23 protein-coding genes are annotated in these 24,732 nt (G+C 61.4%); 12 read left to right on the top strand and 11 right to left on the bottom strand.

Features of this window, described 5'->3' with window-relative positions:
• Together AC2FNS_RS11845 and trxB are read right to left on the bottom strand one after the other, a co-directional pair.
• Positions 1 to 1,411 (bottom strand): adenylate/guanylate cyclase domain-containing protein (locus tag AC2FNS_RS11845; RefSeq protein ID WP_496803862.1); only part of this gene is annotated, 1,411 nt, incomplete at its 3' end.
• Positions 1,412 to 1,525: 114 nt separating this feature from the next.
• Positions 1,526 to 2,467 carry a thioredoxin-disulfide reductase gene (gene trxB, locus AC2FNS_RS11840; protein ID WP_496678587.1) on the bottom strand — a complete coding sequence of 314 codons (942 nt, stop codon included), beginning with the start codon at positions 2,465 to 2,467 and terminating at the stop codon, positions 1,526 to 1,528.
• A gap of 208 nt (positions 2,468 to 2,675) precedes the next feature.
• Here trxB and AC2FNS_RS11835 point away from each other — a divergent pair, with 208 nt between their 5' ends.
• On the top strand, positions 2,676 to 3,176 hold the full coding sequence (locus AC2FNS_RS11835) for an Lrp/AsnC family transcriptional regulator (RefSeq protein WP_005981568.1): 501 nt from the start codon (positions 2,676 to 2,678) through the stop codon (positions 3,174 to 3,176).
• Positions 3,177 to 3,304: 128 nt separating this feature from the next.
• On the opposite strand, the gene AC2FNS_RS11830 is transcribed toward AC2FNS_RS11835, so the two are convergent.
• From AC2FNS_RS11830 to lgt, 4 genes are all read right to left on the bottom strand, one after another.
• Complete coding sequence (locus AC2FNS_RS11830) at positions 3,305 to 4,087, bottom strand: Hint domain-containing protein (RefSeq protein ID WP_496678586.1); 783 nt, start codon at positions 4,085 to 4,087, stop codon at positions 3,305 to 3,307.
• A 717-nt stretch (positions 4,088 to 4,804) separates the two neighbouring features.
• Positions 4,805 to 5,563 carry a peptidoglycan editing factor PgeF gene (gene pgeF / locus AC2FNS_RS11825; protein WP_496711256.1) on the bottom strand — a complete coding sequence of 253 codons (759 nt, stop codon included), beginning with the start codon at positions 5,561 to 5,563 and terminating at the stop codon, positions 4,805 to 4,807.
• Positions 5,560 to 6,627: a class I SAM-dependent methyltransferase gene (locus AC2FNS_RS11820; protein ID WP_496711255.1), complete on the bottom strand. Its 1,068-nt coding sequence runs from the start codon at positions 6,625 to 6,627 to the stop codon at positions 5,560 to 5,562. The genes pgeF and AC2FNS_RS11820 overlap by 4 nt, the downstream gene beginning before the upstream one ends.
• Positions 6,624 to 7,511, bottom strand: coding sequence for a prolipoprotein diacylglyceryl transferase (gene lgt, locus AC2FNS_RS11815; RefSeq protein ID WP_496687249.1), 888 nt, complete (start codon positions 7,509 to 7,511; stop codon positions 6,624 to 6,626). The genes AC2FNS_RS11820 and lgt overlap by 4 nt, the downstream gene beginning before the upstream one ends.
• Before the next feature lie 97 nt (positions 7,512 to 7,608).
• On the opposite strand from lgt, the gene AC2FNS_RS11810 reads away from it, so the two are divergent.
• From AC2FNS_RS11810 to AC2FNS_RS11790, 5 genes are all read left to right on the top strand, one after another.
• Positions 7,609 to 7,857: an accessory factor UbiK family protein gene (locus AC2FNS_RS11810; RefSeq protein ID WP_496711253.1), complete on the top strand. Its 249-nt coding sequence runs from the start codon at positions 7,609 to 7,611 to the stop codon at positions 7,855 to 7,857.
• Positions 7,858 to 8,196: 339 nt separating this feature from the next.
• Positions 8,197 to 8,697 (top strand): type III secretion system chaperone family protein, encoded by a 501-nt coding sequence (locus AC2FNS_RS11805; protein WP_496678579.1) that lies wholly within the window; start codon positions 8,197 to 8,199, stop codon positions 8,695 to 8,697.
• A gap of 39 nt (positions 8,698 to 8,736) precedes the next feature.
• A complete protein-coding gene (proC, locus tag AC2FNS_RS11800) occupies positions 8,737 to 9,552 on the top strand; it encodes a pyrroline-5-carboxylate reductase (RefSeq protein WP_496711252.1) in 816 nt (271 codons plus the stop codon).
• Positions 9,545 to 9,883 carry a tRNA-binding protein gene (locus tag AC2FNS_RS11795; protein WP_496678576.1) on the top strand — a complete coding sequence of 113 codons (339 nt, stop codon included), beginning with the start codon at positions 9,545 to 9,547 and terminating at the stop codon, positions 9,881 to 9,883. The genes proC and AC2FNS_RS11795 overlap by 8 nt, the downstream gene beginning before the upstream one ends.
• Positions 9,883 to 10,833, top strand: a complete 951-nt coding sequence (locus AC2FNS_RS11790; RefSeq protein ID WP_496711251.1) for a 2-hydroxyacid dehydrogenase — start codon at positions 9,883 to 9,885, stop codon at positions 10,831 to 10,833. The genes AC2FNS_RS11795 and AC2FNS_RS11790 overlap by 1 nt, the downstream gene beginning before the upstream one ends.
• Here AC2FNS_RS11790 and AC2FNS_RS11785 read toward each other — a convergent pair.
• Entirely contained in the window at positions 10,830 to 11,408 is a 579-nt protein-coding gene (locus AC2FNS_RS11785; RefSeq protein WP_496678572.1) for a thymidine kinase, read from the bottom strand. The genes AC2FNS_RS11790 and AC2FNS_RS11785 overlap by 4 nt on opposite strands.
• Positions 11,409 to 11,776: 368 nt before the next feature.
• On the opposite strand from AC2FNS_RS11785, the gene AC2FNS_RS11780 reads away from it, so the two are divergent.
• Complete coding sequence (locus AC2FNS_RS11780) at positions 11,777 to 12,238, top strand: hypothetical protein (RefSeq protein ID WP_005981593.1); 462 nt, start codon at positions 11,777 to 11,779, stop codon at positions 12,236 to 12,238.
• 89 nt (positions 12,239 to 12,327) lie between these two features.
• On the opposite strand, the gene AC2FNS_RS11775 is transcribed toward AC2FNS_RS11780, so the two are convergent.
• A complete protein-coding gene (locus tag AC2FNS_RS11775) occupies positions 12,328 to 13,452 on the bottom strand; it encodes a beta-ketoacyl-ACP synthase III (protein ID WP_496711250.1) in 1,125 nt (374 codons plus the stop codon).
• A gap of 165 nt (positions 13,453 to 13,617) precedes the next feature.
• On the opposite strand from AC2FNS_RS11775, the gene AC2FNS_RS11770 reads away from it, so the two are divergent.
• Genes AC2FNS_RS11770 through AC2FNS_RS11760 form a run of 3 tightly spaced genes read left to right on the top strand, consistent with a single transcriptional unit; the run spans position 13,618 to position 18,178 of the window.
• Positions 13,618 to 14,085, top strand: a complete 468-nt coding sequence (locus AC2FNS_RS11770) for a MarR family winged helix-turn-helix transcriptional regulator (protein ID WP_496711249.1) — start codon at positions 13,618 to 13,620, stop codon at positions 14,083 to 14,085.
• On the top strand, positions 14,082 to 15,119 hold the full coding sequence (locus tag AC2FNS_RS11765; RefSeq protein ID WP_496803861.1) for an efflux RND transporter periplasmic adaptor subunit: 1,038 nt from the start codon (positions 14,082 to 14,084) through the stop codon (positions 15,117 to 15,119). The genes AC2FNS_RS11770 and AC2FNS_RS11765 overlap by 4 nt, the downstream gene beginning before the upstream one ends.
• Positions 15,120 to 15,130: 11 nt before the next feature.
• Positions 15,131 to 18,178, top strand: coding sequence for an efflux RND transporter permease subunit (locus tag AC2FNS_RS11760; RefSeq protein ID WP_496711247.1), 3,048 nt, complete (start codon positions 15,131 to 15,133; stop codon positions 18,176 to 18,178).
• A gap of 621 nt (positions 18,179 to 18,799) precedes the next feature.
• On the opposite strand, the gene AC2FNS_RS11755 is transcribed toward AC2FNS_RS11760, so the two are convergent.
• The 3 genes from AC2FNS_RS11755 to AC2FNS_RS11745 are packed head-to-tail and all read right to left on the bottom strand — an operon-like array spanning position 18,800 to position 23,395.
• Positions 18,800 to 20,827 carry a caspase family protein gene (locus AC2FNS_RS11755; RefSeq protein WP_496797489.1) on the bottom strand — a complete coding sequence of 676 codons (2,028 nt, stop codon included), beginning with the start codon at positions 20,825 to 20,827 and terminating at the stop codon, positions 18,800 to 18,802.
• Positions 20,828 to 20,842: 15 nt separating this feature from the next.
• Entirely contained in the window at positions 20,843 to 21,490 is a 648-nt protein-coding gene (locus AC2FNS_RS11750; RefSeq protein ID WP_496797490.1) for a hypothetical protein, read from the bottom strand.
• 18 nt (positions 21,491 to 21,508) lie between these two features.
• Positions 21,509 to 23,395: a CHASE2 domain-containing protein gene (locus tag AC2FNS_RS11745; protein WP_496797491.1), complete on the bottom strand. Its 1,887-nt coding sequence runs from the start codon at positions 23,393 to 23,395 to the stop codon at positions 21,509 to 21,511.
• Between the two features lie 219 nt (positions 23,396 to 23,614).
• On the opposite strand from AC2FNS_RS11745, the gene AC2FNS_RS11740 reads away from it, so the two are divergent.
• Together AC2FNS_RS11740 and AC2FNS_RS11735 are read left to right on the top strand one after the other, a co-directional pair.
• Complete coding sequence (locus AC2FNS_RS11740; RefSeq protein WP_496711290.1) at positions 23,615 to 24,514, top strand: DNA-methyltransferase; 900 nt, start codon at positions 23,615 to 23,617, stop codon at positions 24,512 to 24,514.
• Entirely contained in the window at positions 24,397 to 24,732 is a 336-nt protein-coding gene (locus AC2FNS_RS11735) for a DUF5681 domain-containing protein (protein WP_496711289.1), read from the top strand. Before AC2FNS_RS11740 ends, AC2FNS_RS11735 begins: the two co-directional genes overlap by 118 nt.

Raw genomic sequence — 24,732 nt, 5'->3', positions numbered from 1 at the left:
GATCGCCCAGATGCAGGCCCATGCCGATGCGGATCTCGGGGCTGTTTTCCGCGGCCAACTTCTGGTTGAACCGCTGCAGGGCCCGGCTGATATTTGCGGCGGACTTCAATCCGGCTCGGGCCGAACTGGCCGAATCCGCCGTTTCGTAGACCGCCAGCAACCCGTCGCCCATGTATTTGTCGACGGTGCCCCCGTCGGCGGTGATGGCCGGAACGATCGCATCGAAGAACCGGTTCAACAGAAACACGATGTCGTAGGGCAGTTGCCCGGTAGTGCGCGCCGTAAAGCCGCGCATGTCGAGAAACAGCACGGCCAGTTTCCGTTCCTGCCCGTGGCTGGCATGGGCGCGTTGCCGCCCGCCGTCGGGCCGGAACACCCGGAACACGGTCAGCGGATCCTGGGGGCGGACCTGGCAGGCGAGGCGCGTGCGTTCGGCGGCTCCAACAGCCTTCAGGCTGCGCGCCTCGGACGAGCTGGGCGCGGGCAGCCGGTCCGCGCCGTCTTCGACGATCACCCGGCAGGTGGTGCATCGCCCTTTGCCGCCGCACAGGGCGGTATGGGGAACGCCGTTGGCCCGCGAGATTTCCAGCAGGGTCAGCCCTTTTTCCGACACCACCTCGGGGCCGTCCACATAACGCACCCGGACCGAATGCCGCCTGCGCCATATCTTGCGCCCGAAATGCACCGCGAGCGCCGCGCCCAGCGCCACCCAGAACACCATCAGCGCGTTGTCTTTCACTCTGAGCATGGTTTCAAAGGCTTCGGGGCGGGGCCAGTTGTAATGTTCGATATACTGCTCGCGCAGGTCGGGAACGGCGAAATCGGCCCAGATGCGCCGCCCCTCGGTCAGCAGGCCGGCCAAGGCAAAGCCGGGAATGAACACGGCGACGCCGATCAGATAGGGCACCAGCTTGCCCCACCAGCGGGTCAGTCTCAGCCACATGTGCAGCCCGATGCAGCCGTGGATCCAAACCACCAGCATCAACGTGCTCTGCATCCAGATGGCCACGTTGGGCCACATCAGGATGATGATGTAACCCATCTCGTCATTGACGCCGAAAACCTCATGCGCATAGCGCGTGTGCACGATATGCGAGATCAACTGTAGGGGGATCAACAGTCCCAGCACCACTTGCAGGGCTGTTTGAAAAGGCATGCGCAGCGTCCGGCGCCGGGCGATCGACACCAGGGCAAGCCCGGCATGGGTCAACAGTGCAGAATACAGCAGAACGCCGCCCAGAACATGCCGGGTGACCTGCTGCCGCGCATCCTGCATCCCGTGCAGGTGGTCGGTGTGAAACAGACCCAGCCCTATATTCAGGAAATGAAAGAAGGCGAAGGTGAACAGAACCAAGCCGCTAGCGATGCGCAGGCGGGTCGTCCAACTGCCCTGCCAAAGAGGGTTGCCCAATCTATCACCCGTTTCTTACGTGCGTGCCGTAAGTCTGCGGCGCGGGGGTACCCCGGGTCAAGCGTAGGGCAAAACGAAAAAAAAACGCGGCACCTGCGTGCCGCGTTTTAGGGGTTATTCCTGTTCGGCCAGGAACCGTTCGGCATCCAGCGCCGCCATGCAGCCCATTCCGGCCGAGGTCACCGCCTGCCGATACACATGGTCGGTCAGGTCGCCGGCCGCGAACACGCCGGGGATCGAGGTCTGCGTGGTGCCGGGTTTGGTTTTGACATAGCCGCCCATATGGGTTTCCAGCACGTCCTTGACCAGCTCGTTGGCGGGCGCGTGGCCGATGGCGACGAACACACCCTTGCAGGGGATCTCGGTGATCTCGCCGGTCTTGACGTTTCTCACCCGCACGCCTTCGACGCCCAGCGGATCCTCGGTGCCGAACACCTCTTCCAGTTCGTGGAACCACAGCGGCTCGATCTTTTCGTTCTTGAACAGGCGGTCCTGCAGTATCTTTTCGGCGCGCAGCTCGTCCCGGCGGTGGATCAGCGTGACCTTGCTGGCGAAATTGGTCAGGAACAGCGCTTCTTCCACGGCGGTGTTGCCGCCGCCGATCACCACGATCTCCTGCCCACGGTAGAAGAAGCCGTCACAGGTGGCGCAGGCCGAAACACCGAAGCCCTTGAATTTCTCCTCCGACGGCAGCCCCAGCCATTTGGCGCGCGCACCGGTCGCCAGGATCACCGCGTCGGCAGAATAAATCGTGCCGCTGTCACCCTTGGCGGTGAAAGGACGTTTGGACAGGTCCAGGTCGTTGATGATGTCACCGATCACCTCGCAGCCCATGGCCTTGGCGTGATCCTGCATGCGCACCATCAGATCCGGGCCCTGAACCTCGGTGTCGCCGGGCCAGTTTTCGACCTCGGTGGTGGTGGTCAACTGGCCGCCCGGCTCGATGCCCTGCACCAGAATCGGGTTCAGCATCGCGCGGCTGGCATAGATGCCCGCGGTGTATCCGGCAGGCCCCGATCCGATGATAAGAACCTTTGTGTGTCGTGTCTCGGCCATGGAATCCCCACTCGAATTTGCCTGTGCCCGTCGCGGGCGCCGGACCTCGATATAGCGGTGGCATCGCACGGCTTAAAGCCCCTTCCTGTCACGCCTGCGTCAGGCGGGGCGGGCAGGGTCGGCGCGAAAAGAAAATTGCGCAGATGCGAAAGAATATTGCGCGCAGCCTGGGTGCTGATATAAGAACCGAAAAATTCAGGAGCACCGCATGGTCACGACACGGCTGGATGAGATCGACCGAAAGATCCTTGCAGAATTGCAGGCGGATGGGCGAATGACCAATGTCGAACTGGCAAAACGCGTTGGAATTTCAGCGCCGCCCTGCCTGCGCCGCGTGCGCACGCTCGAGGAGGCCGGGTACATCCGCGGCTACCACGCCGAGGTCAACGCCCGCGAGCTGGGATTCGAAGTTCAGGTTTTTGCGATGGTGGGACTGGAAAGCCAGGCCGAGGCGGAACTGCGGGCGTTCGAAGACCGCTGCCGCGACTGGCCGCTGGTCCGGGAATGCCACATGCTGAACGGCGAGGTCGACTTCATCCTGAAATGCGTAGCCCCTGACCTCAGCAGTTTTCAACAGTTCCTGACGGGCGAGTTGCTGACCACGCCGAACGTGGCCAGCGTCAAGACCTCGCTTGTCATCCGCGGCGCCAAGGACGAACCGGGCGTCCCGTTCGACGTGCTGGAAGAACGGATGAACCGGACGGCGTGACCCCGGCCTGCGCCGTTTGCGGTGCGCAAGGCGGCAAGATAGCGGCGATGGCCAACGAAATGGCCCAACTGATCAAGATCTGCATGTTTCCCCCACTTTGATGCAGTTTTAAGTAGTAAGTAGATTGTTCAGGCGATGATCGAGTCCATTTCTCCGTCTCGAGCGCGTTCCATGGCCAGCGGTCCGAAGTCGTTGATTGAATGGACATGCGCGAACAGATTGAGATAGACCGCCCGCAAGGCGGGGGTCATCATCCGCAAAGCCGTCAGGCCGGGGTGATAGGTTTCGAACTGCAGGCCGTCCACGTTGATCACCGCATGGCGCCGAAGGCAGATGTGGAACAACTCGACTGGGGTCGGCGGCAAGGTCTCGATCACGTTCATGCCGTCCTGGAATTCATCCACTGGGGTCAGCATCGGCTGACCGTTGTTCAGGTGCCGCAAATGCGCGGGTGTGGCCAAAAGGCGTGCCGCGGGCCCTGCGATTACGCCGGATTGCGGTTTTTGCAGCCCGAAGGCGTCGGCCATGATCCGCGTCAGCGGGCGGGTTCGGCCCCGCGCGTCGGGACGCCCCGGGATCAGGGTGACCGACCCTTTCCATAGAACCGTCTGCGATGTCCCGTCATGGGTCAGCACCGTGTCGCCAGGCAGCAGATCCTCAATTGCCAAAGGCCCGTGTTCAGTCTCCAGCAGCGACCCGCGGGAAAACGCGCAGAAGGCGTCTTCGAAGACCGGTAGAGCGGGCGCGATATGCCTGGTTTGCGAAATGTCGCCATTTGCCAGCAGGGCGCTGACTTCGTAGCGGCGCAGCTGCGGCCGGGGCGCGTGGCCGGGCTGATCGCCACTTTGCGTCAACGGTGCTGTTTCAATAGCGTTTCTCGCTGCGCGCATCAGAGAATTTGGAAAAGTCATGAAATCTTGATCCTCTCAAATGACCATCTGGGCGATTGCAGCGTGGCCGCATTCGCGTCTGACGGTTCGTATTCCTGTCTCGAGGAGTGATACGTGGCCCGGCAACAACCCGCGCAGGCAGTGCAGAAAATACACGTCATACATTCGGTCAAATCATTGACCCCCCAGACAAACTCGTAAACCGCGGACGAAATTGTCCACGCACTCATGCCCCTGGCACATTTCTCCGCGCGTTCAGTGCGCGGACGGCACATCCGGTCGGGGCAGGCCCGAGATGCGCCGGCGACCATGGGCAGGCAGCTTGCCCAGGATCGCTGTCCGGATCAGGACTGCAGTGCCAGACGGCGCGCAACCCTGACGGATCTGCTGGACACCCGTTTCCAGGGCATTTCCAGCTTTTGGTTCGATGTCGCGGCTATGACGCCGCGAAGAAAACGCGATTTCGACTTCATGTCACATCCTGCGCAGTTTTGTGGGGATCACCCGTTTCCCGCTGAGAATTCCGGACCATTGCGGCACTGATATGGCCGCACTGGGATCAATTGGAGATGGGATGTGTTTGGTCTTTACGCGCCTCTTTTTTTATCGGTCAGCCATACGGACGAGGCCCCGCGTCCAAAGCTTTGATAACCGTCCGAAAACTCTTCTGATTCCGCCTTCGATGTTTTCACGGAATTGTGGCGAAAAGGGGGCGTCGGAACAAATTTTCGCCGAAGTCTACAGCCGGATCGCAGAGATCAGTCGCCCGTAATCGGCTTCGCCCGCATGGGTCGCGCGTCGATAGGAATAAAACCGCTCCGGGTCGGAATAGGTGCAGTGGCGCGTCCATTCGGCATGCCCGACGCCGGCCCGCCGCAGCCGGTGCAGCCCAAAGGCCGGCAGGTCGAACAGCATCCGGTCACCTTGGCCATTCGCGAAAAAGCGGGTGTTGTCAGGATCATCGGCGATGAAATCGTCCAAAAATTCGGGGCCTACCTCATAGGCGCGTTGCGAGATCGTGGGCCCGATCACCGCCCGAATGTTTGCTCGTCGGGCGCCCAGCGTCTCCATCGTGTCGAGCGTGGCCTCGAGCACGCCTTCCAAAGCGCCGCGCCAGCCGGCATGGGCGGCGCCGATCACGTTTGCTTCAGGATCGGAAAACAGCACCGGTTGACAGTCGGCGGTCAGTACAGTCAGGGCCAGACCCGGCGTGGCGGTCACGATCGCGTCGGCCTTGGGTTTGTCGCCAAGGATCGGTCCTTCGATCGTGACGACGGCAGGCGAATGTACTTGGTGAACACCGATCAACGCCTCGGGCGCGATCTCCATCGCAGCGGCCACGCGGCGGCGGTTCAGCGCGACCGCCTCGCTCTGGTCCGAGGACCCCAGCCCACAGTTCAGTCCCGCAAATATGCCCGACGATGCGCCGCCGCGGCGGCTGAAGAAACCGTGTCGAACAGGTGAAAGCAAGTCCGAGGTCAGAATTTCCAGTGTCATGGCTCGAGTCCCGGTGGCGGTGCTGCGGGCTTGCAGTACAGGCCCAGCACCTTGAACAGGTTTCCCATTTCCTCGGGGTGCGTCAACCGTCGATGTGCGGCGACCAGCATGTTCAGCGCATCGCCCGTCAGCGGGCCTGCCAAAGTCTGCGCACGCTGGGTGATGCCCAGCCGTTCAAGGAACACCCCTTGCGGCGTCAGCCGGGTATGGGCGCAGCCCGCGGCGCGGGCGGCCTGGGCCAGCAGCTCGAAGTCCACATGGGCCGTCAGATCGGCCTGGCCGGGGCTGGCCAGCGGGTCGGCCCGTTCGTGTCCCTTCAGGGCCTGGAACGTGTCGCCCAGCGAAAGCCAGTCGCCATAGTCGATGATCAGGCCCACGCCGCCATGGGTGCGGATCCGGCGGGCGATTTCGGTGACGACGGGAACAGCGGCGGCACAGAGTTCGACCAGATCGCCATCCCGCGTGTCCTCGAGCCGCGCGGTCAACGCCGGCTGCGCTGCCCGTGCGCCTAGGCCAAAGGCCAGATCGTCGCCCTTGAGCCCCACCAGGCGCTCGCGCCAGCCGTCGCCGTCGCGCAGGAACTGGCGGATGGGCAGGGCGTCAAAGAACTCGTTGGCCACCAGGTATAGGGGCAGGTCCGGCAACGCGCCAACCTGTACGATCCAGTCCGGCGCGTGCCCCGCCAGCGCCTCGGCCTGCAGGCCGCGCAGCACCGGCGACGCCTCGAGCAGCACCACCTGTGCCGCGTCGTGAAACCCCGGTACCCCCTTGGTGGCCCGCAGGATGTCGGCCATCAACGTGCCGCGCCCGGGGCCGAGTTCGGCCAGCGCAAACCGATCCGGCTTGCCCTGGTCGATCCAGGCTTGGGCCAGGCACAACCCGATCAGTTCCCCGAACATCTGGCTGATTTCGGGGGCGGTGACGAAATCGCCCTGCGCGCCCAGAGGGTCGCGGGTGGAGTAGTAGCCGTAAGTCGGATGCAGCAGGCACTCGGCCATGTAGTCGGCGATGCTCATCGGCCCGTCCTGCCGGATGCGGGCAATCAGATGGTCTCGCAGGTTCATCCCGCCCTCCGGGCGCGTAGCGCGAACCACAGGCCGAGCGCGATCATCGGCAGGGACAACAACTGGCCCATGGTCAGGCCATAGCCGCCGACATGCAAGGCCAGACCCAGCGGGTTGCCGGGCGAGACGAATTGGGCATCGGGCTGGCGAAAGAACTCGACGATGAATCGCGACGCACCATAGCCCGCCAGGAACACGCCCATAACCCGGCCCGGCCAGTGAAACGCCCCGCGCCGATAGACCAGCCACAAAAGAAGCGCGCCCAACAGCAGCCCTTCGAGCGCGGCCTCGTACAGTTGCGAGGGATGGCGGGCGCATAGCCCGACGGCTACGTTGGCGCAATCCTGCGCCTCCGTTCCCGGAAAGATCACCGCCCAAGGCAGGTCGCTGGGTCGGCCCCATAACTCGGCATTGACGAAATTGGCCAGCCGCCCCAGCAGCAGCCCAGGCGGCACGGTGTGCGCGATCAGGTCGGCCAGCGGCAGAATCGGCACCGTGTTGCGCCGCGCATACAGATATGCGGCGGTCACCACGCCCAACAGCCCGCCATGGAATGACATGCCGCCCTGCCACACTTTCAGAATGTCCAGCGGATGGCTCAGATAATATCCCGGCTGATAGAACAGCACGAAACCCAGCCGACCACCCAGGATCACGCCCAGGATGATCCAGGTGATCAGGTCCTCCAATTGCTCGGGGCGCATCGGCGGGGTCTGATGGGGCCACAGGGCCGGGCGCCGCAGCGCCATCAGCGCCATGCGCCACGCGATCAGGATGCCGGCGATATAGGCCAGCGCATACCACCGCAGCGCGAATTCCACCCCGAAGGCGGAAATCGAGAACAGCTCGGGCGACAAATCGGGAAAGTTCAAAACAGCCTGCATGTGCGTCTCATTGCCCGGGGTTCGCGGGGCAAGTCAACCTTGAGCCCGCGCCCCTGATCCCCCATATAGGGGTCAACCGCGATACCGGAGAAGTGACATGCAGACCCGCAACAAGTTTCTGGACGATATGTCCCAGCTGATGACCAACGCGATGGGTGTGGCCCAGGGCGCGCGGGAAGAGGCCGAGAATGCGATGAAGTCGCTGCTCGACCGTTGGCTGGCCGATCGCGATTTCGTCACGCGTGAGGAATTCGAAGCCGTCCGCGCCATGGCCCAGAAGGCGCGCGAAGAGAACGCCGCGCTCGAGGCGCGCATCGCCGCGCTGGAGGCCAAGCTGGACAAGTAAGCCAGGTCGGGGCGCTCCGCGCCCGAATCCCTAGTCAAAAACTTCGGAAAAAACGCTCCTTTTCGCAGGGTCCGGGCCGGGATCCTGCGGTGAGGTGAATCTTGCCGTCAGTTGAGCATAAATCAAGACAAACCTGCGATTGCCGCCAATATTTTGATCGCCGTTGCCATCCATCCACAACTTATTGCTGTTATCCCCAAGTTTGGGGGTTGTCAGAGTCCGGCCTGCAGCGCACCATATTTAGTACAGGCCAAAGGGGGAAGCCCGGCTTGTAGAGCAGGCAACTAGCGCTGGGGCGCTGCCAGCCCCGAAATGCTAGATTTTCAGTGAGGTGGCATCATGGCCCTGTCCGAGCATTTTCTGGAAGAAGACCTTCATCCGATCGACATTGTCGAACATCTGGCCGAGCATCACGACTGGGATTTCGACCGGATCGGCGACGACCAGATCGCCATGGCGGTCGAAGGCCAGTGGCGCACCTACTCGATCACCCTGGCTTGGTCCAATTACGACGAAACGTTGCGCATGGTCTGTTCGTTCGAGATGGAGCCGCCGTCCGACCGGATTGGTGATCTGTACGAACTGCTGAATCACATGAACGATCAATGCTGGGCCGGGGCCTTCACCTATTGGGCCAACCAGAAGCTGATGGTCTATCGGTACGGCTTGGTTCTGGCGGGCGGCCAGTCGGCCAGCCCCGAGCAGATCGACACGATGATCACCGCCGCCGTCCTGAGCGCCGAGCGCTACTATCCGGCGATCCAGCTGGTGACCTGGGGCAACCGCAGTGCCGAAGAGGCGATGCAAGTCGCCATTGCAGAGGCTTACGGCCGCGCGTAAAGCTTTGCCCTGAACCGCAAAAGCAGGGGAGGGGCGATCATGGACATGTCACGCGTCGCAGATCAGGGGCTGGTGCTTCTGGGATGTGGCAAGATGGGGTCGGCCATGCTGGCCGGCTGGCTGGACCACGGATTGCCCGCCGCCTCGGTCTGGGTGGTCGACCCGAACCCCTCGGATTGGCTCAGGGCGCAGGGGGTCAACCTGAACACTGCGCTGCCCGAATCCCCAGCGGTGGTTCTGGTGGCGGTCAAGCCGCAGATGATGGGTGATGCGCTGCCGGCGATCCAGGCGCTGGGCGGGGGCGGCAGCCTGTTCATCTCGGTCGCCGCGGGGACCCAGATCGCCAGTTTTGAAAAAGCGCTGGGCGCGAATACGCCGATCGTGCGCGCCATGCCCAACACGCCGGCGGCGATCCGGCAGGGCATCACCGCGCTGATCGGCAACAATCATGCCTCGGAGGACGACATGATCTTGGCCGAGGGCCTGCTGTCGGCCGTAGGCCAGACGGTGCGCCTTCAGGACGAAGGCCAGATGGATGCGGTGACCGGTCTCAGCGGTTCGGGTCCGGCCTATGTGTTTCACCTGATCGAAACCATGGCCGCCGCCGGTCAGGCCAACGGTCTGCCCGCCGATCTGGCGCTGCACCTGGCCAAGGCCACGGTGGCCGGGGCCGGGGCGCTGGCCATGGCGGCCGAGGAAGACCCCGCGCAGCTGCGCATCAACGTCACCTCGCCCAACGGCACCACGCAGGCCGCACTCGAGGTGTTGATGGACCCGGAAACCGGCTTTCCGGCGCTGCTGAAGCGCGCCGTCACCGCTGCCACTGAACGCTCGAAGGAGCTGTCGCATGAGTGAGATTTCCTTCGACGATTTCCTCAAGGTCGATATCCGCGTGGGCGAGGTGATCCGCGCCGAACCTTACCCCGAGGCGCGCAAACCCGCGATCAAGATGTGGATCGATTTCGGTGAAGAGATCGGCGAACGCAAGACTTCGGCCCAGGTCACCGCGCATTACAAGCCGGAAACGCTGGTGGGCAAACAGGTGCTGGCGGTCGTGAACTTTCCGCCGCGCCAGATCGGCCGGTTCATGTCCGAGGTTCTGGTGCTGGGCCTGCCTGACGAAAACGGCGAGATCGTTCTGATCGGGCCCGACGGCAAGGTGCCGTTGGGCGGGCGGATGCACTGATGAAATTGTGGATCACCCGCCCCATGCCGCCTGCGGTCACCGACCGCGCCCGCACCGAATACGGCGCCGTAATCCGCGACAGCACCGCGCCGTTGGACCCCGACGAGTTGCTCTATGCCCTGCGCGCGTTCGACGTTGTGATCCCGACGTTGGGCGACCTGTTTTCCGCCCGCGTGTTCGAGCATGTGCCCCAGCCGCGCTGCCGGCTGCTGGCCAATTTCGGCGTGGGCTTCAACCATATTGACGTGGCCGCCGCGCGCGCGGCCGGGGTGCAGGTCACCAACACGCCCGGCGCGGTGACCGACGCCACCGCTGACATCGCAATGACCCTGCTGTTGGCCACGGCGCGCCGCGCGGGCGAGGGCGAACGGTTGGTCCGGTCGGGTGCGTGGCAGGGCTGGCACCCGACCCAGATGCTGGGCCATCATGTGACGGGCAAGCGGGTCGGCATCGTCGGCATGGGCCGGATCGGGCAGGCCATTGCGCGGCGCTGCCATTTCGGGTTCGGCATGCAGGTCGCCTATCATTCGCGCAGCCCGAAGACGCTGGACTTTCCCGCGGACTGTGCTTCTGATCTTTCTGGGCTTGCCTCGGCAGTCGATTTCCTGGTGATCGCGGTCCCCGGTGGGGTCGAGACATTCCACCTGATCGACGGCGCGGTGCTAGCGGCGATGCGCCCCTCTGCCATCCTGATCAACATCGCTCGCGGCGAAGTAGTGGACGAGACCGCGCTGATCCATGCGCTTCAGGCGCGTCAGATCGCCGGGGCGGGGTTGGATGTCTATGAGTTCGAGCCCGCCGTGCCGGAGGCCCTGCGCGACATGGAAAACGTGACCTTGCTGCCGCATCTGGGGACCGCGACCGAAGAGGTGCGCACCGACATGGGGCACATGGCACTGGACAACGTGGCGGCCTTTGTTGCGGGGCGTCCGCTGCCGAACCCGGTCTAGGCGCCCACAGCCTCACGCCAGTGTCTGCGGCACAGCGAGACATAGGTCTCGTTTCCGCCGATCTGCACCTGCGCGCCTTCGGTAATGGCGCGGCCATTTTCGTCCTGGCGGATCACCATCGTGGCCTTGCGCCCGCATTTGCAGATGGTGCGCACCTCGCGCATTTCATCCGCCAGCGCCAGCAGGGCGGCAGAGCCGGGAAACAGCTTGCCCTGGAAATCCACCCGCAACCCATAGGCCAGCACCGGCACGTTCAGGTCATCGACCGCGCGCGCCAGTTGCCAGACCTGGGTTTCGGACAGAAACTGCGCCTCGTCCACGAAGACACAGGCCACCGGCCCTTGGTCCAGCCGGTCGCGAACCATTGCGAACACGTCATCCTCGGGGCGGAACGTGTCGGCCTGGGCCGAAATCCCGATCCGCGAAGCGATGCGCCCCATCCCTGCACGTCCGTCGATGGCGGCGGTCATCAGATAGGTGTCCATGCCACGCTCGCGATAGTTGTGCGAGGCCTGCAGCAACACTGTCGATTTGCCCGCGTTCATGGTTGAGTAGTTGAAGTACAGCTTGGCCATGGCCCGGGTCTAATCGGACGCGTCGGCGCGGGCAAGCGGTCAGTTCCGGCCGCGATGCCGGGGGAAGGTCGACGCCGCCGTTGCGATTGCAGAGGCAGAGCTTGGCTCTTGGGGATGGATTACCTCGTGCACGCAACAGCGACACCGCCGGTCGCAATTCGACCGAACCTTTCGCAAAGCCAATCAGATTGGCTTTGCTTGTACTCATTACCGGCTGAATATTGCCGCCACTCACTCAGATATCCCTTGGTTCTGCGAGGGATGGCAAACTTATGGCATTTCAAAGATTATTCCTGTATGGGAATTATTCCTACCCTTTCCCCGGAGTGGACAGCCGGGAGGGCAATGTCGAAGACTCGGGGAAGAACATGGCGGATATCGGGCCTTATCTGAAGAAACACACCGAAGCCCTGGTCAAGGATGTCGGCATCGAGGCGGCATGCGAGATCACCGGAAAGTCGAAGGCAACTCTGGGCCGGTATTATTCGGACAATCCCGAGCACGCCGACAGGTTCATGCCCGTCGATGCGGTGGCCCGGCTCGAGGCGGTCGCGACCTATCCGCATGTGACCTCGGCGCTGGCCGATCTGAAGAACATCACCCTGTCCTATGACGAGCGAAATTCACAGCGCAGCCGCACGGGCGGTGTCAACTCGGACGTGATCGCGCTCAGCCAGCGTTTCGCTATGCTGATGACTGAATACCAGTCGGCGATCGAGGATGGGATCATTACCGTGAACGAGGCCAAGCGCCTGCTGAAGGAAACCTCGATGCTGCAGCAGGTGCTGATCGAAATGAAGCTGCATCTGGAAGAAGAAAGCGTCAGCTAACGTCCGTCTGGGCAGGTTGCGCCCTGCGGCCTTCGTCCCTGACGTGACGAAGCGGCCCGCTTGGGCCGACCTCGCCGAGTCAGGCCCCTTTAAGCGTGGCGTTTGACCAGGACGGACCCCACCGAATACCCCGCCCCAAATGAACAGATCAGGCCGATGTCACCGTCCTGCAGGTCGTCGGAGTATTTGGAGAACGCAATAATCGATCCGGCCGACGAGGTGTTGGCATAGTCCTGCAGAATGTTGGGCTGTTCGCCCGGCTCAGGTTCGCGGCCCAGGACCTTCTTGCCGATGAAGTCGTTCATCGTCTTGTTGGCCTGATGCAGCCACAGGCGCCTCAGATCGCTGCTTTGGATGCCTTCGGCGGCCATGTGGTCGCTGATGTGCTTGCTGACCATCGGCAGCACTTCCTTGAACACCTTGCGTCCGTTCTGCATGAACTGCATGTCGCGGCGATCCTTCAGCCCGTCGGGCCGGGTGCGCCGCAGAAAACCGTTGTTGTTGCGGATGTTGTTGGAAAACTCGGTCGCGCAGCGGGTCGACAGGATCTCGAAATGCGGGCCTTTGGCATCCTCGATCCGTTCGATCAGAGTCGCCGTGGCCACGTCGCCGAAGATGAAGTGGCAATCCCGGTCGCGCCATTCCAGGTGCCCCGAGCAGATCTCGGGGTTGACCACCAGCGCCGCCCGCACGGACCCAGACCGGATCATGTCGGCTGCCGCCTGGATGCCGAACGTGGCCGAGGAACAGGCCACGTTCATGTCGAACCCGAACCCGGTGATGCCCAGCTCTTTTTGGATTTCGATGGCGATGGCGGGATAGGCCCGTTCATGGTTCGACGCGGCACAGATCACCAGATCGACATCCGCCGCCGTCCGCCCCGCTTGGGCTAGCGCCTTGTTGCAGGCGTCCAGTGCCATCTCGGTCATGATGCCCGGCTCGTCATCGCTGCGCTGGCGCAGCAGGGGGTGCATCACCTCGGGGTCCAGCACGCCGGTCTTGTCCATGACGTACCGGTTTTCGATGCCGGATGCCTTGACGATGAACTCTTCCGAGGAATGCTGCATCGGCTCCATCTCGCCGGCGGCGATGGCCTCGGCATTGGCGGCGTTCATCTTGTCCGCATAGGCGTTGAAGGCTTTGACCAGCTCGGCGTTGGTGATGACGTTTTCGGGCGTGAAAACCCCGGTACCGGTGATTGCGGGCGTATACATGTCGGGTCCTGAACGTTTCGGATTCGCCCAAAATGCAGTCACAACGCCCCCAGATCAAGAGAGGTTGACCCAAGGGAATCAAGCGTGGAAACCAAACTTTAACTTCAAGTCTTGAATAGTTCATTAGTTGAAGTATATGACCGCCTGATCCGTGCGGAGAAGAACATGACGACAGAAATCGGCCAGCGGCTGTCCAGCCTGACGCCCGAGATCCAGGCGATGATGGGCGTCTATGCGTTGTACTGGAAGCTGGAAGAAAGCTTTGCCAGCATCGAAACCGACCTCAGTCAGCAGGAATGCCACATGCTGGTCAAGCTGGACGAGCCCAAGCGCATGGGCGTGCTGGCGGCTGACATGCTGACCGTGCCGTCGACGATCACCGCCACGGCGGACGCGTTGGAGCGCGCAGGCTATCTGACCCGTCAGCCCGACCCCAGCGATCGCCGGGCCTGGCTGCTGGTGCTGACCGACAAGGGCACCGAGACCCGTAACATGCTGGTCGCCACCGCCGGAGAGCTTTTTCGCAGCGCCTCTGGCCTGAACGACGCCGAAACCGCCGAATTTGCCCGACTTGCCTGCAAGATCCGGGCCAACATCTTGAAAACGGGAATACCCGAGGGACTGACGAAATGAAGCTGCTGACTTCTCTGGGTCTTGCCCTGGCCTTTGTGGCCACGCCGATCGCCGCGCAGGAAGCGGTGAAACCCGTGAAACTGATGGTGGTGCAGGAAACCGCCCCTGGTTTCTCGCGGCAATTCTTCGGCCGTGTGGCTGCGCGCCAGACCGTGGACCTGGCGTTTCAGGTGGGCGGCCAGATCTTGGAACTGCCCGTCAACGAAGGCTTCGAGGTTCCCAAGGGCGGCCTGATCGCCCGGCTGGATCAGGAGCCGTTCGAGCTGGCGCTGGATCGCGCCAAGCTTCAGAAGGAACAGGCCGACCGCACGCTTGCGCGCCTGTCGCGCCTGCGCGGCACCACCGCCAGCGAGGTCGCCGTCGATGATGCCGAAACCGCCGCGCAACTGGCGGCCATCGCCGTGCGCGACGCCGAATACAACCTGGAACATGCCACCCTGACTGCGCCATTCGATGCACTGGTTTCGCGGCGCGAGGTCGAGAATTTCACCACCGTTTCGGCCGGCACCCCGATCGTGCGCATCCATGACATGTCGGAACTGCGCATCGAGGTGGACGTGCCCGAAATCCTGTTCCAGCGCACCAGCCAGGAGGATGGATTCACCATCACCGCGAAATTCCCGGCCAGCGATCAAGTGTTCCCGTTGGAAATCCGCGAATTCGACGCCGAAACATCCAGCGTCGGTCAGACCTTCCGCATCCAGTTCGGCCTGACGCCGCCCGAAGGGTTGCGGATACTGCCCGGCTCATCGGTCACGGTGAACGTCAAAGTCGATGACAAACGCACCGGCACCATCGTGCCCCCCACCGCCATCGTTCCCGACGCCGAGGGCAATCTTGGCGTGATGGTGTTTTCGCCCGCGGGCGCCGACGAAGGAACCGTCAAATGGGTTCCGGTCACGGTCGAGCCCACCCAATCGGGCGACGTGCGGGTGCTGACCGGCCTTTCGGATGGGGATGAGATCGTCGTCGCGGGCGGCGCGGTTCTGACCGACGGGCAGACCGTCCGGCGTTTTGCCGGCTTTGCCAACTGAAGGGGGCGACGATGAATATCGCACGCGCCTCGATCGACAGGCCGATCCAGACTTGGCTGATCATCCTGGTCACCTTGCTGGGCGGCATCTGGGGCTTTTCCGCGCTGGGCCGGCTGGAAGACCCGGCCTTTACCATCAAGAACGCCGTCATCATCACCAGCTATCCCGGCGCAACCGCCGAGCAGGTCGCAGAAGAGGTCTCGGAGCCGCTGGAATCCGCCATCCAGCAGATGGGCGAGGTCGATGTCATCACCTCGGTCAACCGCCCCGGCCAGTCGCTGATCGAGGTCGAGATCAAATCCACCTATGACGGGTCCGAACTGCCCGACATCTGGACCCGCCTGCGGGCCAAGGTGCGCGATGCGTCGCGCGGTCTGCCCTCGGGGGTCAGCGCGCCGTTCGTCAATGACGGGTTCGGCGACGTGTTCGGCCTGTTCTATGCCGTCACCGCCGAAGGGTTCACCGACGCGGAAAAACACGAACTGTCCACCTTTCTGCGCCGCGAATTGCTGACGGTCGAAGGCGTGGCCGATGTCGAGGTGCAGGGCCTGCCGGACGAGGCGATCTTCATCGAGCCTGACCTTGCCATTTCGGTCAACCAGAATGTTCCGCTGACCGCGATCAACGAGGCTATCGCCAACGCCAACTCGGTTCAGGAATCGGGTACCCTGCGGGCCGAGGATCACCGAACCACGATACTGACGGCGGACGGGTCCGACAGCGTGTCGGAAATCGCCGGGCTGTCGGTCGGCTCGCAAGGGCAGGTGATCAACCTGTTCGACATGGCCAATGTCTATCGCGCCCGCCAGACCGATCCCGACATCCTGATCCGCTTCAATGGGGTCGAGGCATTCACCCTAGGCATCGCCGGCCTGTCGACCGAGAACATCGTCGAGGTCGGCAAACGCGTCGACGCCAAGCTGGCCGAACTGGACGTGGAAATCCCCGCCGGGGTGGAAATTCTGCCCATCTACCAGCAGCATGTGGTGGTCGAGCAGGCCTCGAACGATTTCCTGGTCAACCTGGCCATGTCGGTGGCCATCGTGGTGGTGGTGCTGGGCATCTTCATGGGCTGGCGCGCGGCCGTCGTCGTGGGATCGACCTTGCTTTTGACGGTGGTGGGCACACTGCTGTTCATGGCGGTGTTTTCCATCGAGATGGAGCGCATCTCGCTGGGCGCGCTGATCATCGCGATGGGGATGCTGGTCGACAACGCCATCGTGGTGGCCGAAGGGATGCAGATCGCGATGCTGCAGGGCAAGAACTCGCGCGATGCCGCAGACGAGGCCGCCTCCAAGACCCAGATCCCTTTGCTAGGGGCCACGGTCATCGGCATCATGGCCTTTGCGGGAATCGGGCTCAGCCCGGATGCGACGGGCGAATTCCTGTTCTCGCTGTTTGCGGTGATCGGCATTTCGCTGCTGCTCAGTTGGGTTCTGGCGATCACGGTCACGCCGTTGTTGGGGCACTATTTCTTCAATCAGGGTAAAGAGGGAGAGATCGACGCATACAGTGGCCTTCTGTTCCGCCTTTATGGCGCGACGCTGGCCTGGGCGCTGCGGTTCCGCTGGCTGGTGGTGGCCGGGCTGGTGGGCATCACAGTGGCCTGTTATGCGGGTTTCGGGCTGATGAAGCAGCAGTTTTTCCCCAACTCGAACACGCCGCTGTTCTTCGTGCATTACAAGCTGCCGCAGGGCACCCCGATCGACCGAACGGCCGCCGACATGGCCGTGTTCGAGGACTGGCTGGCCCAGCGTGACGACGTGGTCTCTGTTGCGACATTCGTGGGGCAGGGCGCGACGCGCTTCATGCTGACCTATTCGGCCGAAAAGCCGAACCCCAGCTATGGGCACATGATCATCCGCACCGAAACGCTCGAGGACATCCCCGCGCTTCAGGCCGAGCTTAAGGCCTTCGGTTCGGCCCGGTTCCCCGAGGGCGAATTCCGCACCAAGCGCCTGGTCTTCGGCCCCGGCGGCGGCACCCCGATCGAGGCGCGGTTCTCGGGCAGCGATCCGGTCGTGCTGCGGCGACTGGCCGACGAGGCGGTGCGGCGTATGTCTGCGGCGTCGCCCAACGCGCTGGACGTGCATCACGACTGGCGCGAGCAGGAATTGGTGCTGCAGCCGATCTATGCGACCGAACGTGCCCAGACCGCCGGCGTCACCCGCGAGGACATTGCCGCGACGCTGCAATTCTCGACCGATGGCATCACCGGCGGCGTGTTCCGGGAGCGCGACCGTCTTATCCCCATCATCCTGCGCCGCCCGGCGGACGGAGACTATTCGATCGTCGATCAGGTGGTGTATTCGGACCAGTCCCAGAAATTCGTACCCATCGAGCAGATGGTGGACGGGTTCCAGTACAAGGCGCTCAACACTCTGGTGCACCGGCGCGACCGGGTGCTGACCATCACAGTGGGCGCCGATATCCCCGCCGATCTGACTGCCGCGGAAGTGCATGCCGAGGTGCGCGACGCCATCGAATCGATGGACCTGCCGCTGGGCTACAAGATGGAATGGGGCGGCGAGTTCGAGGATTCGGGCAAGGCACAGGCGAGCCTGGGCAGGCAACTGCCGCTGAGCCTGCTGATCATGGTGCTGATCTCGGTGCTGCTGTTCAACGCGATCCGGCAGCCGATCATCATCTGGCTACTGGTGCCGATGTCCGTGAACGGTGTGGTGATCGGGCTGTTGGGTACGGGGCTGCCCTTTACCTTCACCGCGCTTCTGGGTCTGCTCAGCCTGTCGGGTATGCTGATCAAGAACGGCATCGTGTTGGTCGAGGAAATCGACCTGGTCCGTGCCACCGGCAAGCCTCTGCGCGAGGCGATCATCGAGGCCTCGGTTTCGCGACTGCGTCCGGTAATGCTGGCGGCGATCACCACGATTCTGGGCATGGCGCCGCTGCTGACCGACGCCTTCTTCGTGTCGATGGCGGTCACGATCATGGGCGGCCTGGCCTTTGCGACGGTCCTGACCATGGTCGCTGCGCCGGTATTCTACCTGTTGTTCTTTTCACGCGAAGAACAACGCAGGCTGGCGGCGCAGGCGGCATAGATCGTAATCGAAAAGACCTCGGGTGCATTGCAAGCGCCTATCGAGGGGAGGTCGGACGGATCAGCCGGCCTTCGGGCTGGCTGATTTCAGCGCGACATCAAGCTTTGCGTATTGGGTGCAAACGCCCAGCGACGTCTGGCAATAATTTCGGGATCGCGCGAGGCCCCGTCGACAGGAATAACGCCGCAATCGGGGGCGAAAGGTTGGACCAGAGCAGACCAGCCAAGACCGCCTCATTCACGAAAAAAACCGCAGGTGGCCAGACAGGTATTTCATCGATCAACCTCCTGCAGTTGCTTCTTTATTTAGATGCAGGAGTGTTCTCGGTTCTCGGGGACATACGTCAGGTTATGCTCCCCGCGCGCTCTCTGCTTTGAGGTCACTGCGCTTTGCGCCTTCCCATGAAGGGTTCCACACGGGCCATCTGCTCGTCGCTCAGCCGGAATCGATCTGACATGTTCACCGGTTTCTTTGGGTGCGATGAATCATGTGGCACGGCGGAAATCAATGGGTCCCGAGCCTAAGGGGAGGGGGTATCTGAAATTAGCCAAGGACTGGCAAGTTGCCCACCAAACCGAAGGTCAACACTTTCGCAGTCAGCCAATGCTCGGATGCTCAGTTTCACTTTATCTCGATGATGAGTTGGCGGGAGATAAAACGGCTTGGCATCCATCCTACTCGGCCAACTCGGTGTGCGTTTCTTGATAATCTATCGACGGGAACCAGCATCCCATACATCGCTTCGGCGTCCTTGAGCGAAGGTTGCCCAGGCGCCCAGTTTTCCAATGTCAAATCCGAACCTGAGCGCCAGCGCCATCCCAACGAAGTCTTGGTCAACCCGATCGCAGGCCCGTAATTGTTTTTTATGCTCGACGCTTGAGCAGTCCAAAGTTTTTGATCGAAACGAACCATATCAACTATGAACTCTTCTTCCTCCTTCGTTTCGATTTCGACGAGTTTGCCACCGACTTCTCTGAGATATGCGTCCAGGTCAGGTTCTCCGATCGTGGTACCGAGATCTACGGCCACGTACAGACTCCCTTGGAAAAAACCGAAGATTAGGGGCTTTCGCTTGAAAGTGCGGACGACTCTGGCAAGCCTAGCATCGTTTTCCAGAATCCCTATTGCTTCGGGATCAACAGGTCGAGCTATCGCCCCCGAAGTGGAAAAAAGGCCGGATGCGGGGGTGTCGCGGTCAATTTGGCCAAGGGCGGCCAAGGTCGCCCGTGTTGGCAATCCTGTCTTCGGCAAGCCCAGCGCAAGTTGAACCTTCTCGATCGCCCCGATGGTCCGTGGACCGATCTGACCGTCAATTTGCCCGATATCGTTCCCCCTCGATTTCAGTGCCCACTGCATCTCGGACACCAGCTTCTTGGGCAGACCGAGCATTTCCAAGCCGAGCCTTCGCATTTCCGCATTCATGACTTCACCGTCCCGGATCGTGCGATACCGTCCGAAGGCTCGGGCTTGAAGATCGTCAAAGAGGGCCTGCTCTTCGCGCACAATCGCGCTTTTGGATAGCCTTCCGGTCGGGAAGCGCTCAAAATAGAGTGCCCAGCCGCGTGGGGAGGCAATTTTTTCGGCAGCAGCATAGGCGGTCAGTTCATTCTGAATGTTAGAGGCCGATTTTTCAACGTCACTCTTGGGTGGTGCGGCGGCAGTACGGGTGAGTTCTTCGTGCTTGCGCACAGCCAAACGAACCAGGGGGTGTGCCTCATGAACACCAAACCGTTCCAGAAAAGTTTGCCAGGCACCTATAGAGCCATCTTGATCCGCATCAGCGAAACCCGCTGCGATTTCTTGTCCAATGGAGGGCGCTTCCGGAACTGGAGTCATTGCTGCGACCTGAACCTCTGGCACCAGAAAAATGTCCTCGCCCGGAAGCGAACCGTAGGTAAACGGCTCTTGATACCCGTCGGTTGTCCGATAAACGGAATCGCGGATCTTGCGAAACATCTTTCCAATCTCAAGCCCTGGCTCCTCGATATGGGCAAGAAGCGCCTCGGCATAAGGGCTGTTTCGCCCCTCACCATCCAGCGCCAAGGTTCCACCCCGTGCCGAGTAGCCCACCAATACGCCACCGGGATCAATTCGCCCAAGGCCCTGCCCGACCGAGCGGGTCGCCGAGGTTCGGAGCATGTCGGTCAGGAACGGGTTGTTTCTGCATGCATCCACCAGGACGACCTTGAGAGCCGACGTATCGGCCACCGCATTGATGACCGCATCCAGCCTGATCGCCTCGAACTCTACGTCCCGGTCGCTTCGGAGTTCGGCGTTTACAGGGATCAAGTAGTTGGTCTTGTCGATTTCCACGCCATGACCAGCGAAGTAGACAAACACCATATCCGCGTCTTGAGCTGTTTCGGCAAAATCCCGAATCGCAAGACGCATCTCGCGATAATCCAGATTGAGGCCGGATGTTACTGAAAATCCGATTCTTTCTAGTGCCTTCGCGATGTCCTCGGCGTCATTGGCCGGGTTTCCGAGGTTGCTGACGAACTCATAGTCGGAATTGCCGATCACAAGTGCGACGCGTTTTTCCGCCGCAGCCACCGATGGAAGGATGGAAGCGAGTAGCAAAAACCATGCGGCCAGACGAATAAATTGTCTCTTCCTGGCTGAAGCCTTCGACAGAAACTCGAGTCTCATCTTTGCTTTCCCGTTTCAAAGTCCTGCCGATTGCAGAAGCTGCGTGAAACCGCTGACATCCTGCACGCGGACACGACCCGAAAAGTCGATATCGGTCAGGTATCCAAGCGCATCGAACCAGATGCCTGCTGATGCCGCCTCTGCTGCGTTCCCAAGGCGCGGTCCGCTACGCTCGATCAGGCTGGTTGCTCGCTCTACGACTTCGCGTGTTTTGCCATCGGCCAGATAGATCGTGATCGCATGGATTCGCCCCGGCTCCAGATCTCTGTCGCCCCTTGCCATGTCGAGCCCGTAGAGTCCGGGGCGGAAACGTGCGTTTTGGGCTGTCCCGGCAACCCGCACCCCTTCCTCCAGCAAGGTGACCTCGGCTTGCATGATACCATCAAATGGTTCCGTCAACTCCCAGACGACAAGAGGGCGGCTTTCAGAAGATAATCCACCTCCGTCGGGAGCAATCACACGAACCCGCTTGCCCGAAACCTCGAGATCTCGGGTGCCCGCGCCAACGCGGTCCGCTGGCACGCCCGAGGCGGGAGGCACGAAAACAACCGTAGTTTGCTCTTTGGACTCGTCAGCCTTCTTTGATTCCGCTGTGACCGAGGCTGCGCCGACAAAAAACGTCGCAACAGCCAAAGCAGGAATAACCAAGAAGTCGAGTTTCATCGAAACACCCGATGTCGGTTACCGAATTAGTCCCGCGATCGTATAAATCCGATGGGTTGTCGTTTTGTCGTCATGCAGAAGAGTGCCTGCGGGCGAGCACTCAGCAGATCCATCCAAAAGGAGCATAAATTCTTCGCTGCAGCATATCGTAACAGGCTGAATTTGTCGACCTTCCAGCGTCTTGGCATAGGCTTCGATACGAGCCGCAACATTAACCGCATCCCCGACCAGATTGTAGCGCATCGAGCCCTTTCGCCCGATCGTCCCGCCAAAAACCAACCCGCTGTGAAGCCCAATCCTCATTGCATATGGCCAGCGAACACCGTCTGCCGAGTTGAGTCGTGCAACCGTCTCGCGCATTTTGAGGGCGCAGGCGCAGGCTGCGCGGGCATCATCGGTCAGTTCTTTCCCGCTCTCGCGGGCCAGGGGCGCACCGAAGGCAACCAAGATGCCATCACCGGTGAACTTCTCGACAAATCCACCGTGGCAAGCGGCATCTTCGCTGAGAGCGTCAAGCAGCGTACCAATCCAAGCAAGGTAGGCATCAGGTTCAGCTTTGCCGCCCACCGTCGTAGCGCCGACCACATCGGCGAACAGCAAACTCACCTGCAATCGCCGCGGGATCGTTTCGCCCTTGGAGAGTATGGATGCCCGCTGGTTCCAGATTTCCTGCGCCAGTTCCGGCGACAACTGGCTTTCAAAGAGCTGAGACATGACGCGACGTTGTTGCCGCGCACGTGAAGCCACAAAGATGAACGTCAGCACAAAGGCTGTGATCCACGCGGCGGTAACCGGCACAGCGGGCAACCAGAGGTGCCAGTTCAGCGAGAATGTCATTCCTCCCAACAGTCCAATGGCCCCGGCTCCGCCAAGCAGGATTGCCAAGACCGGGTTCCGGAACAGGACAACGATCCCCGAAGCCAATACACTGGCAGCAACAACCATGAAGCCCTGGATCCAATGTGGTAGGTCCGTTATCGGGCGCAGTCCGTTTTGCACGTGGTCAACCAATTGCTGGACCAATGCCGCGTGAACCTGAAGCCCGTAGACATATTGAGTTCCAGAATTCCGGTTCAGCGGTGTAACGAAATGATCCTTGATCGAATCGCTGATTAGTCCGATCAGAACCACTTTCCCTCTCAAATCGGTTTCGCCTTCCAGCAATTCCCTAGCAGACAGCATCGGTGCCACGGGCAGGCGCTGGGCAAAATGAGCCATGATTTGATAGCCACTTGCGTCCAGCCTGGCATAGCTGCCGAAATCCGAGCTCAAAGGCGGCACGGGTATGTTGCCCAGCTTCAAAACCTGGGGGTCGTCGGGCCACGGGGTCAGTTCGGCGATGCCCAAAGCGGAGAATGCGAGTTGGAGTGAAAAAGAGTATTTCAACGTTTGGCCATCGTTCACCAGAAGCAGCGAGCGACGCGCCACGCCGTCACGGTCGACTGGCACATCGGCGAACCCGAATGATCCCCTTCTCAAAGAGACTTCTGGCGGCGCGATAACGAAGTCGCCTGCATTTCCCAGCTTGCCGATCGTCGTGACGCGCGGATTTTTCAGTACCGCCTCCAGCGTAGCGGCACCAGGTTCGACCGGGCGCTCGCGAAGGATGTCCACACCTACCACTTTCGCCCCCGCCCCCAAAGCGGCATGTATTAGCCGGGCCAGTTGCTCATCACTGATCGGCCATCCCCATTCAGCGAGTTCATTGTCGCGGACGGCAACTATTGCGACGTCGGGCGTGAGATCGGACGATGCAGCTTGTGAAGTGGCAAAATCATAATGGGCGAGTTCAACAGGCTCGAGAATGCCTGTGCCGCGCGCCAGCAACGTCAAGCCCGAAACAATTGCAGACACGCAAGTAACAAGAGACAGCCCTGCTATTTTCGAGAACAACGTCAACTGCATAATCTAATTCGGCCATTTAGCATCAAGCCAAGACTACAACAGTTTTGCAATGCTGCTAATCGACTTGAGCTACTGGCTAATCCTTGGGCGGTGTCCGGCGTGTTTTTGGCTTCTCTCTCTGCTCCTGACGATCGGGTTGAGTTTCGTCTTGTCTCAGGCAATGGATCATCGCTGGAGGTTTTACGCCAAGGGCGGAATGGGCGCGTGCGGTAGAAAAACCTGACCCACTTTAAGACACCGGCCCGGCCTCTGACCCGGTTCAACAGGCGTGCAGGTAGATGCATCGCTCCGCAAAATGCCCCCGAAACCACGGCAGCAGATGAGATGTCGGCATCAGAGTTCACGCGCTTTTTGCGGCGCGCGTTCCGCAACCTTGTTGATCACAGTGTCGACGGCTCGATCCACTTCATCTGCATGGACTGGCGTCATATGGGCGAGATACTTGCAGCGGGGCAGAGGGTCTGCGACGATCTCAAGAACCTGATTGTCTGGGTCAAGGACAATGGGGGTATGGGCACCTTCTACCGCTCACGGCACGAATTGATCTTTGCCTTCAAGAAGGGGGACGCGCCACATATCAACACTTTTGAATTGGGGCAGCACGGGCGCTACCGGACCAATGTCTGGCAGTATCGCGACGTCAACACCATGCGGGCAGGGCGCATGGAAGAACTGGCGCTACATCCGAACGTAAGGCCCGTGCAGATGATTGCCGATGCCGTCTGCGATGTGTCCGGACGCGGTGACATTGTGCTCGATGTCTTTGGCGGACCCGGCTCGACGTTGATCGCGGCTGAGAAAACCGGCCGGCGCGCCTATCTCTGCGAGTTTGACGAGATCTATTGTGATCGCATCATTGCCCGCTGGGGGGCCTGTGCCAGGGACGAGGCGGCGCAGGTTCTCTGCGGCTGGACGCCAGCGGTGACAAACAAGGCGATGGAGGCGGCGGAATGGGCAGCGACAAGGACAAGCGCGGGCTCGTGGCCCGACCCGGCTATGACGTGGGATATGGTAAAACGCCGAAAGACGCCCGCTTCAAAACAGGCAAGTCTGGTAATCCGAAGGGGCGGCCTCGGGGATCAAAGAGCAAACGTCCGGGCATGCATGAGGAACGTATGAAAGATATCATTCTCGATGAGGCATACCGCGACATCACGATCCGGGAAGGGCACCGCAGCGTGACAATCCCCATGGTGCAGGCGGTCATGCGGTCTCTGGCTGTGAACGCCGTCAAGGGCCAGCACCGCGCGCAGCGGCTCTTCTCACAGTTGCTGGCTGAGGTGGAAAGCTCCCGCAACATGCTTCACGCTGAATATTTGGACAAGGCGCTGACCTAA

The sequence above is a fragment of the Ruegeria sp. BHSA191 genome, assembly GCF_059613325.1.
This window is presented reverse-complemented; position numbering and strand designations above follow the sequence as displayed.

Bases quoted from the DNA above. Each gene is read 5' to 3' on its own strand.
- trxB (WP_496678587.1), bottom strand. From the start codon at position 2,467: ATGGCCGAGACACGACACACAAAGGTTCTTATCATCGGATCGGGGCCT.
- AC2FNS_RS11835 (WP_005981568.1), top strand. From the start codon at position 2,676: ATGGTCACGACACGGCTGGATGAGATCGACCGAAAGATCCTTGCAGAA.
- AC2FNS_RS11830 (WP_496678586.1), bottom strand. From the start codon at position 4,087: ATGACTTTTCCAAATTCTCTGATGCGCGCAGCGAGAAACGCTATTGAA.
- pgeF (WP_496711256.1), bottom strand. From the start codon at position 5,563: ATGACACTGGAAATTCTGACCTCGGACTTGCTTTCACCTGTTCGACAC.
- AC2FNS_RS11820 (WP_496711255.1), bottom strand. From the start codon at position 6,627: ATGAACCTGCGAGACCATCTGATTGCCCGCATCCGGCAGGACGGGCCG.
- lgt (WP_496687249.1), bottom strand. From the start codon at position 7,511: ATGCAGGCTGTTTTGAACTTTCCCGATTTGTCGCCCGAGCTGTTCTCG.
- AC2FNS_RS11810 (WP_496711253.1), top strand. From the start codon at position 7,609: ATGCAGACCCGCAACAAGTTTCTGGACGATATGTCCCAGCTGATGACC.
- AC2FNS_RS11805 (WP_496678579.1), top strand. From the start codon at position 8,197: ATGGCCCTGTCCGAGCATTTTCTGGAAGAAGACCTTCATCCGATCGAC.
- proC (WP_496711252.1), top strand. From the start codon at position 8,737: ATGGACATGTCACGCGTCGCAGATCAGGGGCTGGTGCTTCTGGGATGT.
- AC2FNS_RS11795 (WP_496678576.1), top strand. From the start codon at position 9,545: ATGAGTGAGATTTCCTTCGACGATTTCCTCAAGGTCGATATCCGCGTG.
- AC2FNS_RS11790 (WP_496711251.1), top strand. From the start codon at position 9,883: ATGAAATTGTGGATCACCCGCCCCATGCCGCCTGCGGTCACCGACCGC.
- AC2FNS_RS11785 (WP_496678572.1), bottom strand. From the start codon at position 11,408: ATGGCCAAGCTGTACTTCAACTACTCAACCATGAACGCGGGCAAATCG.
- AC2FNS_RS11780 (WP_005981593.1), top strand. From the start codon at position 11,777: ATGGCGGATATCGGGCCTTATCTGAAGAAACACACCGAAGCCCTGGTC.
- AC2FNS_RS11775 (WP_496711250.1), bottom strand. From the start codon at position 13,452: ATGTATACGCCCGCAATCACCGGTACCGGGGTTTTCACGCCCGAAAAC.
- AC2FNS_RS11770 (WP_496711249.1), top strand. From the start codon at position 13,618: ATGACGACAGAAATCGGCCAGCGGCTGTCCAGCCTGACGCCCGAGATC.
- AC2FNS_RS11765 (WP_496803861.1), top strand. From the start codon at position 14,082: ATGAAGCTGCTGACTTCTCTGGGTCTTGCCCTGGCCTTTGTGGCCACG.
- AC2FNS_RS11760 (WP_496711247.1), top strand. From the start codon at position 15,131: ATGAATATCGCACGCGCCTCGATCGACAGGCCGATCCAGACTTGGCTG.
- AC2FNS_RS11755 (WP_496797489.1), bottom strand. From the start codon at position 20,827: ATGAGACTCGAGTTTCTGTCGAAGGCTTCAGCCAGGAAGAGACAATTT.
- AC2FNS_RS11750 (WP_496797490.1), bottom strand. From the start codon at position 21,490: ATGAAACTCGACTTCTTGGTTATTCCTGCTTTGGCTGTTGCGACGTTT.
- AC2FNS_RS11745 (WP_496797491.1), bottom strand. From the start codon at position 23,395: ATGCAGTTGACGTTGTTCTCGAAAATAGCAGGGCTGTCTCTTGTTACT.